General features: G+C 59.7%; 13 protein-coding genes. 6 read left to right on the top strand and 7 right to left on the bottom strand.

Features of this window, described 5'->3' with window-relative positions; all coding sequences use genetic code 11:
* Positions 1-121: 121 nt before the first annotated feature.
* From BSU04_RS24615 to BSU04_RS24605, 3 genes are all read left to right on the top strand, one after another.
* Positions 122-1,993, top strand: a complete 1,872-nt coding sequence (locus tag BSU04_RS24615; RefSeq protein WP_089163023.1) for an ATP-dependent nuclease — start codon at positions 122-124, stop codon at positions 1,991-1,993.
* The gene (locus BSU04_RS24610; protein WP_089163022.1) at positions 1,990-3,852 is read left to right on the top strand and encodes an ATP-dependent helicase; all 1,863 of its coding nucleotides are present in this window, start codon (positions 1,990-1,992) and stop codon (positions 3,850-3,852) included. Before BSU04_RS24615 ends, BSU04_RS24610 begins: the two co-directional genes overlap by 4 nt.
* Before the next feature lie 126 nt (positions 3,853-3,978).
* Positions 3,979-4,548, top strand: coding sequence for a hypothetical protein (locus BSU04_RS24605; protein WP_089163021.1), 570 nt, complete (start codon positions 3,979-3,981; stop codon positions 4,546-4,548).
* 155 nt (positions 4,549-4,703) lie between these two features.
* Here BSU04_RS24605 and BSU04_RS24600 read toward each other — a convergent pair whose 3' ends face one another.
* The 3 genes from BSU04_RS24600 to BSU04_RS24590 all read right to left on the bottom strand — a co-directional run bounded on the left by BSU04_RS24600 (position 4,704) and on the right by BSU04_RS24590 (position 9,691).
* Positions 4,704-5,369, bottom strand: coding sequence for a hypothetical protein (locus BSU04_RS24600; protein ID WP_144021338.1), 666 nt, complete (start codon positions 5,367-5,369; stop codon positions 4,704-4,706).
* 131 nt (positions 5,370-5,500) lie between these two features.
* Entirely contained in the window at positions 5,501-8,551 is a 3,051-nt protein-coding gene (gene mobF / locus BSU04_RS24595; RefSeq protein WP_089163019.1) for a MobF family relaxase, read from the bottom strand.
* Between the two features lie 84 nt (positions 8,552-8,635).
* Positions 8,636-9,691: a site-specific integrase gene (locus BSU04_RS24590; protein ID WP_089163018.1), complete on the bottom strand. Its 1,056-nt coding sequence runs from the start codon at positions 9,689-9,691 to the stop codon at positions 8,636-8,638.
* 465 nt (positions 9,692-10,156) lie between these two features.
* Here BSU04_RS24590 and BSU04_RS24585 point away from each other — a divergent pair, with 465 nt between their 5' ends.
* Entirely contained in the window at positions 10,157-10,549 is a 393-nt protein-coding gene (locus BSU04_RS24585; RefSeq protein WP_089163017.1) for a helix-turn-helix transcriptional regulator, read from the top strand.
* 85 nt (positions 10,550-10,634) lie between these two features.
* Here the strand turns inward: BSU04_RS24585 and BSU04_RS24580 are convergent, their stop codons facing one another.
* Entirely contained in the window at positions 10,635-11,336 is a 702-nt protein-coding gene (locus BSU04_RS24580) for a hypothetical protein (protein WP_089163016.1), read from the bottom strand.
* Positions 11,337-11,548: 212 nt separating this feature from the next.
* Here BSU04_RS24580 and BSU04_RS24575 point away from each other — a divergent pair, with 212 nt between their 5' ends.
* Both BSU04_RS24575 and BSU04_RS24570 read left to right on the top strand, forming a co-directional pair.
* Positions 11,549-13,429: a type IV secretion system DNA-binding domain-containing protein gene (locus BSU04_RS24575; RefSeq protein ID WP_089163015.1), complete on the top strand. Its 1,881-nt coding sequence runs from the start codon at positions 11,549-11,551 to the stop codon at positions 13,427-13,429.
* A gap of 68 nt (positions 13,430-13,497) precedes the next feature.
* Positions 13,498-13,821, top strand: a complete 324-nt coding sequence (locus BSU04_RS24570; RefSeq protein WP_089163014.1) for a hypothetical protein — start codon at positions 13,498-13,500, stop codon at positions 13,819-13,821.
* A gap of 81 nt (positions 13,822-13,902) precedes the next feature.
* Here the strand turns inward: BSU04_RS24570 and BSU04_RS24565 are convergent, their stop codons facing one another.
* From BSU04_RS24565 to BSU04_RS24555, 3 genes are all read right to left on the bottom strand, one after another.
* Complete coding sequence (locus BSU04_RS24565; RefSeq protein WP_089163013.1) at positions 13,903-14,292, bottom strand: hypothetical protein; 390 nt, start codon at positions 14,290-14,292, stop codon at positions 13,903-13,905.
* Between the two features lie 92 nt (positions 14,293-14,384).
* Entirely contained in the window at positions 14,385-15,371 is a 987-nt protein-coding gene (locus BSU04_RS24560) for a hypothetical protein (RefSeq protein WP_089163012.1), read from the bottom strand.
* A gap of 237 nt (positions 15,372-15,608) precedes the next feature.
* Positions 15,609-15,977: a hypothetical protein gene (locus BSU04_RS24555; RefSeq protein WP_089163011.1), complete on the bottom strand. Its 369-nt coding sequence runs from the start codon at positions 15,975-15,977 to the stop codon at positions 15,609-15,611.
* Positions 15,978-16,032: the final 55 nt, after the last annotated feature.

Raw genomic sequence — 16,032 nt, 5'->3', positions numbered from 1 at the left:
CGCCCGCATAGTTTTCGGGGCGCCCCTCGTATTGCGGCCGTCAAGCGAAGCGCTGCCGCGTTTCATTCGCCGAAAGCGTCCGCGCTCGCGCATAAAATCTATACCCTTCCGGGGAGAACCGATGCCAACATACGCGGCCGATAGCGGCATAGCCTTAACCGACGTCAGAATCAGCAATTTTCGGTCATTGGCCAACATTGAGGTGGAGTTGGGCGACCTGACGGTGTTGATCGGGGCAAACAATGCGGGGAAGACCAGTTTCTTGGATGCCATGTTTGCAGCGGTTGGCTCCGGGCGCAAAATTCTAGGCCAAGACGATATCCGCCTCGCGCACGGCGAGGCGATGCCGCCGAAGGAGCGGCAGGTTGTCGTGGACGTTCGGATTCGGCCGATCGGCGAGAACGGTGAATTTGCCGATAGGTTTCCTGAGGGCAGTTTTTGGACGGCGCTCTGGGGGGCCGGCATCGTCATCGACGATCAAGAATTCGACGAGTTCATGGTGTTCCGCACGACGCTGGGTTGGCGCGTGGAGAAGGCCGATTACGTCGTTGAGAGACGGTTCCTCCGAGAGTGGCGGCCTTTTGCGGATTGGTTGGGCACGCCGACGCAGGACAAGCTGCTCACGGCGGCCCAGCTTGAGCCGGTCGCGCTGCACTACATCGACGCCAAGCGAGATTTGGAGGACGATTTGCGTCGTCAAGGGTCTTTCTGGCGCCGAATGACGGAGGATTTGGGCCTGTCCGGCGAAGACGTGGCAGCGTTGGAGGCGGAACTCTCCGGGATCAATCAGCAGATCGTCGACAAGAGCGAAATGCTGCAACGATTGAAAACGAACCTGGCGGACCTTCAATCGGTGGTGTCCGCCGACAGTGCCGGCATCGACATCGCGCCTGTCGCGCGAAAGCTTCGAGACCTGTCGAAAGGCGTCGACGTATCGTTTTCCACCGCCGGCGCGCAGTCGTTTCCGCTGTCGCGCCATGGAATGGGGACGAGGAGTTTGGCCTCGCTGCTGGTGTTCCGGGCCTTCACCGCATGGCGAGGCGACGTTGCGACGGCAAACGGCGACAAGCTGCATTCGGTTCTCGCGCTGGAAGAGCCCGAATCGCACCTTCATCCGCAGGCGCAACGTTCGCTGTTCGCCCACATTCGGAAGATCAAGGGGCAGCGGGTCGTCAGCACCCATTCGCCGTATTTCGCGGGTCAGGCGCAGTTGGAGGACCTGAGGCTCTTTATCAAAAAGGGCGGGGACACGAGCGCGACAAAGCTCAACTTGTCCGAGCTTACGAAGGCAGACGATGTCCGGAAATTACAAGAGACGGTGATCGAGTCGCGAGGCGACATTCTGTTCGCGAGGGCGGTTGTGTTATTTGAGGGACAAACGGAAGAACAGGCGCTCCCGGTGTGGGCGGAAGAGTATTGGGGCGCCTCCATCCATGAGCTAGGATTCAGTTTCGTCCGGGTGAACGGCACTGACTATTTTCCGTTCATATGGCTTGCGAAGAGCCTTGATATCCCGTGGTATGTGATGGCCGATGGTGAGCAGAAACCTATCACCGATCTCGAAGCCGCATTGAACAAGGCCGGACGTCCGCCCATTGCGGCATCCCCAAATGTCGTCGCAATCGCGAACGGAAAAAATTTTGAAACGCAACTGCTGGCAGACGGCTATCTCACCGAAATAGAGACTGCGCTGGACGAAGCCTCCGGCCACGAAAAGTTCTTGGACTGGTATATCGAAAACCATGATGGATTGTCGCTCGGGAAGAACAAGGGCAGCCGCGACTACAAGAGCGAGGGCGGTCGTCTTAGGGCCGCTGCGGACGCCATGAAAGGATCAAAAACTCGTCTAGCCAAACCTTTGGCCAGAACGATTTCAACATTGGCTGACCAGAGCCGCCGATTCCCACAGCATATCGAGAGGCTTCTTTCGAAAATCGGAGCCGACCATGGGATTCAAAAACGGATCGCCGAGGTGGAGATCAAAGCATCATGAATAGCCCAACAAAAGCTCGTTTGTCGCAGCAACAAGTCGCGGTTGTCAGCCACCTCGACGGGGCGTTGCTCGTCGTTGCGGGCCCGGGATCGGGCAAGACCCGCGTGCTGACTGAGCGTGTCCGCTCTCTGCTCACGAATGTTCCTGGACACTTCCGCGTGCTGGCGTTGACCTTCACGAACAAAGCCGCCGACGAGATGCGCGACCGTCTGTCGGACCTGGGCGAGAACCGTCAACGCGCGTTCATCGGCACGTTGCACAGCTTCTGCCTCGAAATGATCACCGAGCGGGGGAAATCGGTCGGAGTGGAAGGAACTCCGCACATTTTCGAGCAGCACAAGGATCGCAAGGAAATCCTGTTGGAAGCGATCCGGCAAGACCCGTTGCTCGACGAAGAGGTGAATCAGATCGTCGACCGCAAAGATCGGAATCGGATGGTCGACAACTGGCTCCAAACCATCTCGCGCATTAAGGCCCATCCGATAAGCTGCGCCGTTCTGAGCGACGAATTGGACCAACGCGTCATCGACGCTTACGACGCGGGGCTGCGCGCGTGTGGGGCCTACGACTTTGACGACCTTTTGCTGCTCGCTTATCGCCTGCTGACCAACAATCCGAAGCTCGCCGATTTCTACCGCAGGCTTTACAAGTTTGTCTGCGTGGACGAGGCGCAGGACCTCAACGAAGCGCAATACGCGTTGCTCTGCGCTCTGTGCGGCGATGCGTATAAAAACGTCATGATGGTCGGCGACCCAAAGCAGTCCATCTATGGCTTCAACACGTCGAGCCCGGAATACATGGAGCGCTTCCTGTCCGAGTTCGGGGCGAAGCGTATCGAGTTGACAGAGAATTTTCGATCGTCGCAGGCGGTGGTGAGTGTCGCGCGGTCGATTGATCCCCACTACCTTGTGGACGCGCAGCTCCCCATCAAGGGCGCTGCCCGCGTGTTTGTTGGAGATAACGAAGCGGGCGAAGCCACGCTCATCGTCGACGAGATTGAGCTGTTGTTTTCGCAGGGACACCCGGACGTCGAAGGCGGAGTGGAACCGTCTAAATGCGCGGTCTTGGGCCGGACTCGCTTCGCGTTGCTTGAAATTGAAAAGGAGCTTCGCCGTCGCGGCATTCCGTTTCACAAGCGGCTAACCGCGAACCATGAAAACGAATCGGAGTTGGTGGACGATTTTCAGCTTGCGCTGCGCGTCATGGCGAATCCCAGGGATCGCCTGCACTTCTCCGCGCTGGCCTTGAAATGGAAAGTGACGCCTCCGCCACCAACGGCGACCGACGCATTGAAGGCGTTGTCGCAGATGGCGCTCGCTTCTTCGGACTCGCGAGCCAAGGCGGTGGTGAGCGCCATCACGGCCATTTCTCAGAACACCGCGCGTCTTGACCTCATGCCGGCATTCAAGCTGATGAGGGAATACGCAGACACACTCGACGAAAATTCCCGTCGTGCGATATACGAGGACGCGGCAGTCTTTCAGCAGGAGTGGGATCAATACCTCCGTTCTGATGGACCATCGCGCACGCTTGCCGGCTTCATGAGCAGCAAGGCTTTGGGCGCAACGCAAAAGGCCCATCGCGAAGGGGTCGCGCTCTTGACGGTTCACTCGTCGAAGGGCTTAGAGTTTGAGGTCGTGTTTGTCGCTGGCATGGCAGAGGGAACATTCCCTGATTACCGAGCCGTCGGTCGGCCAAGAGAGATGGCGGAGGAAAACCGAAACGCATTTGTCGCCGTAACGCGATCGAAGCGACTGCTTTACTTGACATACCCGCGTGTCAAACTGATGCCATGGGGCGACAACAGAGCACAGCAAAAATCGCGTTTCATATCCGTTTCTGAAGTTGTCGACGGCTGACCTCGGCGGCGCAACAGCATTTGGAAAACCACACCAAGTTGGATGTTGTGCGGTTAATTGACGAAGGGCCGGCAAATTTAACAAGTGGCGATGATACGTTTTTTGATTTCTACGGGATGACACAAGATGGATTTGCGCTCAGTAAATTTTTTATCCACGGGAATCAGCACGCTAATCTCAGTCGGCATCAGTTCTTGGACAGCATATTTCTTTGCCGAAAGAAAAACGGTTAAGGAGCATAAGCGGCAGGACAAAAAGGAGCGCGACGAGCTTGATAGAAAGAAAAAGACTGTTGCACTTCAAATCGCGTCTCGCTTCGAAGTGTTCACTTTTGAATGCGCAAAATTTGCAATAGGCATTAGCTCTCCCGGCGACGACGGCGGGATCGCCCGAACATCAGTCCCGCCACTGGATGACTCCACTATTGACGGCTCGCCGCTCGATGCCGACGATCATGCGCGTATCTTAGATTTTTTACGGGAAGTGAATTTGGAGCGCGAACAGTTGAACGAGCACTGGGACGACGTCGCGGCGGATTGGGAGGACATGGCAAGAGCGGCGGCCTACATTCTTCAAGCTGAAGGTTTGCGAGCGATGAAGCTCGCAAAAGATCTTCGGGATAATTACGGTGTGTTAAAGCTTAATATGAGCCCGTCGCAAAAAATGTTGTTCTCTGCGCTTGTAGATATCGATTGAGACCGGCAGCGAGCGCAGGAAAGCCCGCTTGACTTGTCGATATCCTGATCATTTGTTCGTATTCATTTGTTCGTATTCATTTGTTCGTATACACCGGACGCACCGTTGCGCGGTGCAAACGCGGTGCGCCGGTTCCGGCGCTGAAAAAGCGTCTGTCAGCCGCGGTGCGTGGCGACAAGGGCGCCGATTCTTCCATCCTTCTCGACACGATGAATCTTGGCCTGCCAGCCGCGGTCTAGCCGTTCGCACCAGAGGCAGATTTCAGCGCCGATCACGAGCGCCTGTTCATGGTCGCTGCTTTTCTCGACATTGATACGGAGCAAAGGCGCACGGCCTTCGCGGGCTAAATTCTTGACGCCATCCACGGCAACGAGCTGACCGGATTGAACGAGCGCGACATCTTGATCGCCGGAGCCAACCTGGTTCTGGACGCGACCACGCACAACGGCCGACCTTTTCGCCGAGAGCGTTTGAGCGCGGGCCGACTCATGCGCCAACCAATCGGCCAAGCCAAGCGGGGCGTCGAGCACCCCAGCCTCAGCCTCTGGCGCGGTTTGGCTCCCAGTCGCCGAGCCGCCTTGTTCATCAAGATCGGACGCTGCCAAAAAAGCCTCTCGAAGCTGGTCGGTCGTCTCCCTGAGTTCGTCGAGCATAGCCACCAAACGATTGATTTGCGAACCGAAGTGAGAGGCGAGCCGGTTCTCCAACCCGACGATCTCGTCGCGCGGGATTTCAATCAAGTCGCTGGAAGACTCATGCGCGACGTCACATGCAAGTTCGATCGCTTTGTCGATGGCGTCGGTTGGAGTGGCGGTCGGCATGTCCGCAACCAAACGCCTCAGCGCGGCCGCTCGCCGTTCGGAAAGGCGGACGCTGACACGGTCCCTATCCCAGCCACGGGCGCCACGCTCGGATTCGTTCCCGACAGTTTGTCCATTGCTTGTTCGTTCGCTCATCGCACAGGCCCTTCAAGCTCGCGAAGAGCGTCTGGGGCGGCCGGTGTCGTGGCGGCCAACTTGTCGCCGACAAGCTTGCGATGCCGCTTGCCCAGCAGGCGGCGGACTCTCGCGACGACTGTCTTTCTGTCCGCGGTGCGGGCGGAGTGCGCCGGCGCAGGCGAAGCGCGCGATGCCGCAGGCTCGCGACGAACGTCCTCATGGGCGAGGACACGGGGAGCAAAAAGTCCCGGCGATTGTTCGCTCATGTAGTCAAGCGTCGTTCCTTTTGCACGGCTGCGGGCCATGCGCCCCGCGAGCGCCTCAATCACCGCTTCCCGCGTCGCGGCTTTGTCCGCCGTGGCGCGGTGCGACTCAGGATCGTTCAGGCCAAGGGCGGACGCGTCGACAAACAAAGTCGTGGCGAACCGCGAGCGGCTGACGGCGACATAAATCCATTCGCGGTCTGCCATGACAGGATTCGCAAGCGCGTAAGCGGCGCCAAAAGTGCGCCCCTGCGCTTTGTGGTTTGTCAGGCAGTAGGCGTGGTCGAAAAACGAAAATCTTGCTGGCATGGAAACAACTCTCTCGCCCCTGGCGTTGGGGAAGTCCAGCTTGACGACAAAGCGCGGGCCGCTCGCGGCCGGCTCGATCGCTGTGATTGCGCCTGCCGCTCCATTCGCGACGCCCAAGTCCAAATCATTTTTCGAAAAGACAATGCGGTCGCCCGGGGCGAAGCGTTTGACAGAGCCGCTCCCGTCGCGGGCTAGCGCCAGCGCGTCAACCCCGAGCGCATCGACCACCATTCCGGTTTCCACGAGGCGCTCGCGAGCCAGTCGATTGAGTTCGGCGACTTCTGCTCGCGTTCCCGCCAACATTGTTTTTTCAACCAGTGGTGTTTTGTCCGCTTCCCACGCCGCGACGATTTGACTGGCGGCCTGCGCAGGCGACGCGGCGATCCGGAGCCGTCCCTTTGCGTCAAGCAGTTGGAGAGCCGGCCGGGGGTCGCCCGACGCGAAAAACCGAACGACGTCGCGCAGCCATTGGTGGTCATAGCGCGCTCGCCACCGGTCGAACGCCCGAGCAAGCTTCGCGCTTTGGCCGCAAAGCTGTTCGACGGCCGCCATTCGCGCGTCGTCAGGGACTTGCCGGAGTGCCGCGGCTTGTTCTTTGGAAACTCCGTCGCCGGCGCGAGCTCGCGCGTCGATCCAATCGAAGAGCGGGGCAAAGTCGGTTCGTTGCCGCTGGATGTCCGATAGCTCCGCTTTTCCGTGCTCGCGCATCAGCGACGCGAAGATGCCGCCCGCTTCGATCGGTTGCAGTTGTTTTGGATCCCCAACGCAGATCAGCTTGCCGCCCGCCGTCAGCACCGCATCCTGCAACAGGGAGAACTCGCGGGAGCCGACCATCCCGGCCTCGTCCAGCACCACGATCGACCGCTCATCCAGAGTCAACCGGCCCGAAGCCAGGCCGAGCAAAAGGCTTGCGATGGTGCGCGAGCGCGCGCCGGTTTCCCGCGCGAGGTTTTGCGCGGCGGCGGCGGATTGACAGCAACCAAGCACTTCGAAGCCGGCCGCCTTGTATGCGCGTGTGGACGCTCCAAGCAGGGTCGTTTTGCCGGTTCCCGCCCATCCTTCAACGAAAGCGTGCCTGCCGCTTTCGCACGCAATGTGGAGGGCCGCCGCTCGTTGCTGGGCGAGAGAGACCGCAACGCCAAGTTTTGCTTGCAGTTCTCTTTCCAACGCATCGAATTCACGGGCGATCAGATCAGGCGCAACCGCATGAACTCGGCTTGCGGCGCCTTCGCGCACCCTTTCTGTGATCGTCCTTTCTTGCGCGACTCGCTCCCGCGAAGTGAACACCTCGACAAGCATCTCGGTTTGCCCCAGCCGGACAATGCGCTCAGAGGCGAGGAACCGGTCGAGCTCGCGCAAACAATCTTCTGCGGACGCGCGGCCCATCGCTTTCGCGCAGATCGCGGCCAACGCTTCTTGCGCGGTCGCGCATGATTGGCTGGCTGTCAGCTCGTCGAGCAGCTCTGAGCAATCGAGCGTGAACGGCGTCAAAGGCGCTCGGTCCGCGGCGTCGAGACTCTGCGCTTCGGTTCGCGCTTCGAGGCCGCGCATTTGGCGTATGGCTTGGGCGTCAAGGCCTAACGACGCCGCTTGTTTTTCAAAACGAGCGAGCAACTCGGGCAGCGGCGGCTCGGCCTTCGCTGAGCGCGTGTTGAGCGCGGCGATCTCCCGAGCGGCAGAGTCTGCTGCGCCGTTGACGCCTTGTTGCTTCAAGTAGTCGGCTATCTCACGGCTCCGCGTTGAAAGCGCCTCGCGTTGGGAGTCGGCGATGCCCCCAATTTTGAAATAAGGACCATCTGCCAAAACGTTGAACCCCATGCCACGAAGGTGCCATGCCAGCGCCGCGCGAAAGAGAGCGCCGGTCGAAATCTTTCGGTCGAATTGCGGACGATGTTCCAAGGCGCTCCATTCGTCGATCCCGCGCCGTTTCCCAACGTTGAACAGAAACGCGTGAACGTGGATCTGAGGATCGAGCGCTCGGCTTGCGAAATGCGTATAGCAGGCCGCGATCGTCGCCTCGGCCACTCGTTTGGTTCGGCCGCCGCGCTCGTGGCGCGTGAGCGCGGACTCCGCCGCGTGGTCGAGCGCTGTTCGGACGGCTTTCTGCATGCAGTCGATCAATTCGGCGCGTGTTCCCGTGTCGGCGGCGGCGAACACAGCGGAAAAGTCTTTTGGGGCGGAAAACGTCATGTCGAGCCCCATCACATGTTCGTCCCCCGCTCCTTTCACAAGAGGCAGGCCGGTCAATGGATGAAATCCGCGGGCGAGCCGCTCGACCTGCTCCGCCTGCGCCTCGTCGTGAAGACCCAGCAGCGGCGCAGCGGCGCCAGCCCAGAATGGAGCGGGCGCGCCAAGCTCAGGCTTCCCCGCCACGTATTCGGAAAAGTCGCTCCGCTCTCGGGTCGATGGGGAGCCAAGATAGAACAGGTAATCGCCGCCGCGCGCGCTGCTGGCTTGGTTCTTCACTGAATTTATTTTTGTGATCGATAGCATTTAATCTCGTCAACAACATAGGAGTGCGAACAGACCCAAGGACTGTCAGGGCCTTGGGTCCGAGTTTCATCTATGCGGAGGACCTCAGTCCATCCGACCAACAAGCTCCTCTCCACGAAGGTTCGCGTATCGATTCAGCATGTCGAGCGAGCTGTGCCCGACGATCCGCATGATCTCGAAAGTGGACAATTTTCGCTTGAAGAGAATCATGCGCGAGATTGCTTCGTGCCGCAGATCGTGGAAGCGGAAGTTATGCAACCCGGCTTCTTTGGCGAAGCGCGCGAACATTGTCGAGACCGTGTGTGGCTGACTGAGTCGCCACAGGACGCGAGCGCTGGCGGACGAGTGGAAAGCCGCCAACACTTTCAAAAGGCGTCTCGCTCTGCGCGTGAGCGGCACGAATCGAGATCTATTGCCTTTCGCGTGCGCGGCGGGTATCACCCATATCCCCTTTTCCATGTCGAATTCACTCCACTCGGCGAAAACCAACTCTTGTTGACGCGCGCCGGTTTCCAGGGCGAGGCGAACGAGCGCCAAGTAATGCGGCCGGGCGTCCGTCTTTAATCGGCGAAGGCGAGAAAAGAGAGCGCGTTGCTCGTCGTTGGACAGGCGCCTCTCGCGCTTGTTTTTCCAACCGCGCGGCAGAGAGCGCTCGCTGAAAGGGAACGCGGGGCACGGCGTTTCGAGGTGGTCGGCTCGCGCCCGGATCGCTTGTCGAATGATCGCCAGGTGATGGACGATGGTCTCGTAAGAGAAGGGGCGTCCGCGCATCGAACGCTTTGCCCGCATCTTGCGGACAAACTCTTTGGTCCATCGGCGCGTGACGTCTTCAACGGTGGCGTTGCCGACGTTTCGGCGAACGGTGGGGGCGCTGCTTTTATGGCGATTGGCCACCTCCGAGGAGGCGAGCAAGTCGTCAATAAGCTTCGCGAGCGATTCGTTCGCCAGCAATGGCGCAGCCTTTGGTTTCGGTTGTTCGGGCCAAAGTCTGCGCAGGCGCGTTTCGACTTTTTCTCCGAAGCGCGCGGCAAGCTCTTTGGAGTCGAAAGTGCGGACGATTGTTGGCGCGTTTGGATGGCGGACGGTGCATTGCCATTTGGATGGGGCGTTTTTTCGGGGGCGTTCGGCGATACTAGGCATGGTGTCTCCTTTGAGGTTGCGAATGGGCCTGCAACTATAAATACCCACGAGTTATGCAATAGGCACGCTCGATTGGTTTCATGCTGCAAGACGGTCGCTTTGCAAAATGTGCAGCGCTGCGACCGCCCCCATTTCCTCTCTCGAAACGGCTCGCTGCGCAAGGGCCTGCCGCGAGCGAATTCCCCCGACTACACCGGGTCGTAAACCGGCAAAACGCGACCCACATTCATTAAATGTGCATTTATTGTTAAAAATTTTATGATTTTTAGTGGAAATTAAACTTAAAATCTCTATTTAGAGAAAAAACCACTCACGGCGTATTGGCGCTGCACAAACTTTTTGCAGCAATTTTTAGCGTCTACCCGACGAGCGGCACGAAAAAAGAACGTTTTCGGCGGGCTAGATGGCCATTCATGGGCCTTCATAAGACGGCGCGCGCCGATGCGCCTTCACATGGAGACACCTATGGAGCCACAATCAAACCATCCGCACGACGCTTCCGATTTGCGACCTTCTGATGACGCCGTCGAGAGAGCGGCGCGCGAGCTTGCCAAGAAATTCGAGATCGATTCGGCTTTTGTCAAAGTCGGCGCGCTCTCGCGCATTCTTGGGCTCGCCGCGCCGACCATCTACGCCGCGATAAAAGCCGGCCGATTTCCCATTCCCCATCGCAAAGTTGGCGCGACGCCCTTAGTCAAGTTGGAGGACCTCGCCAGGTGGTATTGCGCGAACGAGGCGCCAACTGCCAACGCGAAGCCAAAGCCAAACACCGAGGCTGTCAAGCCACGGATAGCGGACGCGGCAGCGAAGGCCAAGTTGGTCGCGAGCGTTCTCCGCGAGATGCGCGTCGAAGATTGACGCCAAGCAAAAACGCCCGCAGTGTTCGCGCGGGCGTTTTTGCGACGTGGTCGGGAAGGTGCGGTGGGCTCCGCCGCGTGGCCGCTTATGCGTGGAAGTCGCAGTCGTCGTGGCCGTAATCCTGATTGGAGCGAACATCGCTTCGTGGGTCCGGATGAGGGCGGCTGCGCGCCGGTTCGGGGCGGGAGCCGGGCGCTGGGCCGAACACGCGCTCGATGCGGCGCATGGCGCGCTGCCGAGCTGCTTTGAACTCCGCGTGCGACAGCTTGTGCCGAAGGCGCATTTCCGGCGCGCTGGACCCGTCGATGATCCCGTTGAAAACCATTTTCGCGATCGGGTCGTCTCTCATCGCAGCCCGCTCCTTGTTGACCGCCAAAGCATGTTCGCGAAACGTTTCTGCGGCCATGAACGCGTCCTCCGCCGAGCGGGAAACCTCGCCTGACTCGACGAGCTCCTGCGTCATGTCGTCGATAGAGCAAATTTTTTTGCGCCGCATACCCACGGCTCGACGATCGTGGCTCGACAAGCTTTTCATGCACATGGCGAGAGCGACGGCAAACGGCACCGCCACAGGCCAAGTCCTTTTCCCGTTGGCCATTCTGAAAACGGCCTCGTTGACAAGGTCGTGCGGTTCGCTGAATTCGGTGCCTCCAAGAAGCCACAGCGCAGTTTTATTCAAAGCAGTCCATTCGTTTGGCTTGAGCTTTGCATAGGCCTTAAATATGCGTGACGCCTTTACGTTCTTTTTCGTTTTATTTTGCGTGCCCTGGGGTGATTGTTTCGTCATTGCGCCTCTGCCGGTTGTTAAAGGAAACGAACCAAGACCTCATCGGTTGCACGGTCCGTCAAGATCAAATGCCGGTGAAACCATTGCTCGACACGTCTAATTAAAAGGTTGCTGACAAACGGCGTGCAAAACGCCCATTCGTCGAGTCAGCGGGTCAAGACAGCGACTGGTTGGCCTTATCGGATGCAACTTCATATCCGGAGCGCCAAGAGATGACCCCACGACATTCAGCCAACAACCCCTCAGCCAAACGCGTCGATTGGCGCGGCTGGATCGGAACAAGCGGGGCGCTTGGATTGGCCACGGGCATCGGGGCGCTCGCGGCGTTGTGGAGGCCGTTGCCATTGCTGGGCGCGCCTCCCGGCGAGCTTAGCGAGCACGCTGTTTTCCTGGCTGAAAGCGCCGTCCACTTGCTCGCGCCGTCGTTGTTCCGGTCGGCTTGGGCGACCTATGCAAGCTTCTTGTCTCAACTCGCTTTTGAGGACAAGGCGGCGCTCATCGCGCGCGCGGGCGTCGCATGTATTGCGGCGGTCGCCCCAGCGGCATTTTTGGCGCGGTCGTTGCTGAAGGCGCGAACCGGCTTGTTTTTCGAGCGAGGCCCGCAGAGGCACGAAGGCCGCGAAGCCACGCGCGCGCTGCGCCGACGGTTCGCCAAACAATCTCGGCTTCGGCCCGACCATGACATCGCTCCGAGCGCGCCGTTTCCCGGAGACATGTGGACTCGACATGTGTTGGTCTTGGGCGGCACGGGAGGCGGCAAAACGACCTTCATTAAACCGTTGCTTCACGCGATTGCCAACGCAAACGAGAGAGCCTTGGTGTTTGACCCGAAGGGTGAATTTACGGAGGAATTAGGGCGCGCGGCGATCATCGCCCCATGGGATTCGCGCAGTCTTGCTTGGGACATCGCAGCAGACTTGACCAACACGCAGCATATGCGGGGATTCGCGGCGGCCATCGTTGCGGAGAGCTCAGATCCAATGTGGTCCAACGCGGCGCGTCAGTTGCTTTGCGGCTTGCTGATCTATCTGCGGCAGACAAAGGGGAGTGATTGGGGCTGGCGCGACCTTGCCGCGCTTGTCGCGCTCTCCCAGCCGGAGCTTCTTGCGATCATGCGCGACCACCATCCAGAAGCCGTGCGGGTCGTCGAGCGGGCGTCGGTCACGACGCAGGGCGTCTTGATCAATCTCGCCTCTTTTTGCTCGCCCATTCTCGACCTTGCTGAGGCGTGGGGCGAGACGCCTCGCGAGAGGCGCATTGGCTTTCGACGCTGGACGAAAGGCAAATCGAGCCGGCGCCAGATCGTGTTGCAAGGACATGGGGCTTATGAGGAACTGACGCAAAGATACGTTTCGGCAATAGTCGGATTGATCTCGGCCACGGTCAACAGCGTTGAGATGACCGACGACACAAAGCGAAAACTTTGGATTGTCGCGGACGAATTGCCGCAAATGGGCAAGGTCCCCATCCGCCAATTGTTTGCGGTGGGCCGCTCGCGCGGGGTGCGTTGCGTGATCGCTTGCCAAGACTTCGCGCAGCTTGAAGAAATCCATGGAGAGCCCATGGTTCGAGCGCTTGCATCCATGTGCGGGACTTTGGTCATTGGCCAAATATCCCCCGGCGACACCGCCGATCGTCTTTGCAAAACGATCGGCTCCCGAGAGCACGAGCGCATGAACGTCTCGTCTTCCATGTCGGCGAGCGGCGAATCCAGCGGAATCTCGTTTTCGCGAGAAACCGTTCCGCTCTATTCGCCCAGCGAGCTTGTTTCACGTCTCGGACCAACCCCGGATGGCAAGGGAGCAAAGCTGCTTGTCTTCACAGGAGGGGACGCCCATGAGCTTTTCTTTCCGTTCCTTGACGTCGAAAAGGTTCGCGCCGCTCACGTCCCTGCGCCTTGGACGCTTGGCCTTCGCAAATCAGGCCTTGCGCATCCGGTGGATTTTGACGCCGCGTTCGCCGCGATCAAAGACCCGTCGGTCGCGGCGAACAGCGGGAAGGACATCGCCGACTCGCCGACCGGAACGCCATGTTCTGAGGACGAGGGCGGCTATGTGCACGAAATGCAGAGATTGGCCGGCGATGGGGGTTGAGGGCCAAACATCCGATTGCGAGGCCCTCTTGAATTGGCCAATGACTCACACAACCAAGGAGATTCAGCATGATCCATCCTGACCGCGAAGAAACCAACGAAATAGCCGCTCCCGCTGGCGCCTCGCGCGACGTGCCCCACGTTCCCGAAGAGCACGATCAATGCGCTCTGCGAATTAGTGGCCGTTCGCGGCAAATTCCCTTTGACGATCGAACCCAGAGCGAGAAGGAAGACGATGATCGCGCCGAGGAAAGATATTGGGACGATCGGCGCGAGGAGGGCTATGAGGCGGCGCGGGACTATGCGAGCAGCGATGCGGGTCGGTGGAGTGCAAGCCGATTGAGGGGATTTCTAAGCGGATGGCGTCGATGGATCATGGACAGAATCAAATGAGGCTCCGCGCAGTATTCCGGGGACGCCCGCGCCAAACATGCCGCGACGAAAGGCCATTTGGCCGAAAGCCAGCGCGCTGGGTCAGTTCGCCTTCGCGGCAGCATGATCAGCAGCGAACAAATGCCCCAAGCGGCCGCCGACGACGAAGAGGCACACAAATAGGTTCAGGACCACTTCGACAACCCAACCCTTGCCGAAGCCCATGTGCCAAGTTTCGGCGATGGCCGGAAGGGCAAAGCCGAACATGCAAAGCGCGGCGCCCGCGAACAGCCAGGCGAAGTCTTTCCCCATTTGGCCGCTGCGCGAGAAGATCAGCCGGGCGAACCAAAAGACGAGGAGCATCCCGAAAATGATGTTCAAAATTGGGATCGAGGTGAGGACCAAAAATGTGTAGATGGCCGCGCCTTTGCCGAAGGCGCGGCCGCGTTTCTCTTGCGTTTCACTGCTTGCGATTTTCGATTGGGTGGACATGATTGGAGCCAGTGAGTGGATAGGTGAATAAAAGGTTGGGCGCTGTGAGCGGGCCTTTACGAGCGGCCCCGTTCGCGTTGGCGGAAAGGGCGTCATTGAAGGTCGGCGATCGTCCCTCCCGCTTCGTCCGTGATATGCGCCGCGACGACTTTGGCGACCACGTCTTTGCGCGTGGCGAAACTGACGGCGTCCGCGGCCTTCACATACAAATCTACATTGACGCTCATGCGATCTCGCCCGCTCGCGCTGACCTTGGCCTCCAACGCGCGGGCTTGGTCTTCGCCGGCGGGCGTGATCGACGCGAATCGGGCGTCGCCGCGCGGCACGATCGCATAGTCCGAGCTGTCGTTCATGCTGAGCCGCGAGTTGCCGTCGAGCGCCAGCTCGAACAGCGGGAAAGACTTGGTTTGCGGGTTGTAGTGGCCGAGCGAGGCGGACACCTTGACTTTGAAATAAGGGAAGGCGGCTTCGTCTTTCTGCTGCGCCTCGTATTTCGGGGCGAGCGTTTTCGCCCGATCCTCCCGCTTGAACGCGTCGCTGGTGTTTCGGTAATCCATGTCGAACGCCTGCGCGAGCTCAGCCGTGGGCAACGGCTCCTTGGCGTAAAGGTAATAAAGGACGGCTATTTGCGAGCCGCTTTGCACATCCGCGTATCGGGAGAGCGGGATCGACTTGTCGACTGCCGTGGCGGACAAGTCGGCCGTGCACGGGCCGATCGGCAGAGACTTGTTGACCGCGGCTTCCATGATTTCTTGGGCTTTGTTCGCGCTCGTCGCGTCGACCGATTCCTGCGTCTCCGACACCTTTTTCATGCCGATCTGGGGCCGGTCGATCGGATGCGCGTCGGTCCCCAATTGCGGGTCGTCCGAAAACGAGAAGTGGCAAACATACGCGCTCTTCGGGCCGGAGTCCTGGGCAAGGGCGGCCTTCGCGGCGGCGTCGTTCCATTCGCGCGGGAGGGGATAGGCGCTTGGCGCCTCACTGGCCGCGGCTGATGAGCCTGGGGTCGTCTCGGCGGCCTTCTTGCCGCAGCCGCCCAGCGCGGCGATGGCCACGCATGCGGCCGCCAGCGCCTGCATCAGCGGCGCGCAGGGTTGGGTCTTGTGTTTCCTCGGGGCCGCGATCGGCGACGGGGGCGAGGGCTGTTTGTGATGTTTATGGCTCATGTGCTTTTATGGTTTTGGTTTTCGCTCGCGCTCCTCGGCGCGCGCCGCGCCAACCCCGATCGGTTTGGGGCGGCTTGGCTTAGCGGTTTGGCGAAGGGGCGGCGGCCGCGCGAAGCGCGTTCGCCGCAGGGGCAAGAGCTATCGTGGTGCTCAGAGATGAAAATGGCCTGACGAGCGCGGATTGCAGCCACACAGTTGGTTCATGCCGCGCTCATCGAACGAGACGACGGTCGTTTGCGCCACGATGCCGTTGTCGGTCAAATACTGCCGAGAAACGGGCCTGACCCATTGCTCGCGGGTCTCGACGTTCGTTTCTTCAAGCATCATTTCCTCAGGCGCGAGGTCAAAATGACTGTGCAGCAGCGAGACGCCAAAGCGCGCGGTTTGGCCGTGCTTCAACAGCACTTGGCGAATTTCTTCCAGGCAGGCCGCGTCCGCGTCTCCGATGGGTTTCACATCGGCGATGTGGTCCAGCGCGCTCCATTGCATCGCGGCGACGTTCAGTTTGGGTTGGTTCATTTCAAAGCTCCCTGCTTCTCGTTGAATGGACAGGCGCGGCGAAGGCCGTCGCCCT

The organism is Caballeronia sordidicola, assembly GCF_002220365.1.
GTDB lineage: Bacteria > Pseudomonadota > Gammaproteobacteria > Burkholderiales > Burkholderiaceae > Caballeronia > Caballeronia sordidicola_C.
The sequence above is the reverse complement of the archived record's forward strand: the minus strand, read 5'-3'. Positions and strand labels throughout refer to the sequence as shown.

What these genes read in the sequence shown, in the direction of transcription:
- BSU04_RS24605 (WP_089163021.1), top strand. Translation starts at nt 3,979, where the DNA reads ATGGATTTGCGCTCAGTAAATTTTTTATCCACGGGAATCAGCACGCTA.
- BSU04_RS24560 (WP_089163012.1), bottom strand. Translation starts at nt 15,371, where the DNA reads ATGCAGGCGCTGGCGGCCGCATGCGTGGCCATCGCCGCGCTGGGCGGC.
- BSU04_RS24555 (WP_089163011.1), bottom strand. Translation starts at nt 15,977, where the DNA reads ATGAACCAACCCAAACTGAACGTCGCCGCGATGCAATGGAGCGCGCTG.
- mobF (WP_089163019.1), bottom strand. Translation starts at nt 8,551, where the DNA reads ATGCTATCGATCACAAAAATAAATTCAGTGAAGAACCAAGCCAGCAGC.
- BSU04_RS24585 (WP_089163017.1), top strand. Translation starts at nt 10,157, where the DNA reads ATGGAGCCACAATCAAACCATCCGCACGACGCTTCCGATTTGCGACCT.
- BSU04_RS24610 (WP_089163022.1), top strand. Translation starts at nt 1,990, where the DNA reads ATGAATAGCCCAACAAAAGCTCGTTTGTCGCAGCAACAAGTCGCGGTT.
- BSU04_RS24600 (WP_144021338.1), bottom strand. Translation starts at nt 5,369, where the DNA reads ATGCCGACCGCCACTCCAACCGACGCCATCGACAAAGCGATCGAACTT.
- BSU04_RS24580 (WP_089163016.1), bottom strand. Translation starts at nt 11,336, where the DNA reads ATGACGAAACAATCACCCCAGGGCACGCAAAATAAAACGAAAAAGAAC.
- BSU04_RS24570 (WP_089163014.1), top strand. Translation starts at nt 13,498, where the DNA reads ATGATCCATCCTGACCGCGAAGAAACCAACGAAATAGCCGCTCCCGCT.
- BSU04_RS24590 (WP_089163018.1), bottom strand. Translation starts at nt 9,691, where the DNA reads ATGCCTAGTATCGCCGAACGCCCCCGAAAAAACGCCCCATCCAAATGG.
- BSU04_RS24565 (WP_089163013.1), bottom strand. Translation starts at nt 14,292, where the DNA reads ATGTCCACCCAATCGAAAATCGCAAGCAGTGAAACGCAAGAGAAACGC.
- BSU04_RS24575 (WP_089163015.1), top strand. Translation starts at nt 11,549, where the DNA reads ATGACCCCACGACATTCAGCCAACAACCCCTCAGCCAAACGCGTCGAT.
- BSU04_RS24615 (WP_089163023.1), top strand. Translation starts at nt 122, where the DNA reads ATGCCAACATACGCGGCCGATAGCGGCATAGCCTTAACCGACGTCAGA.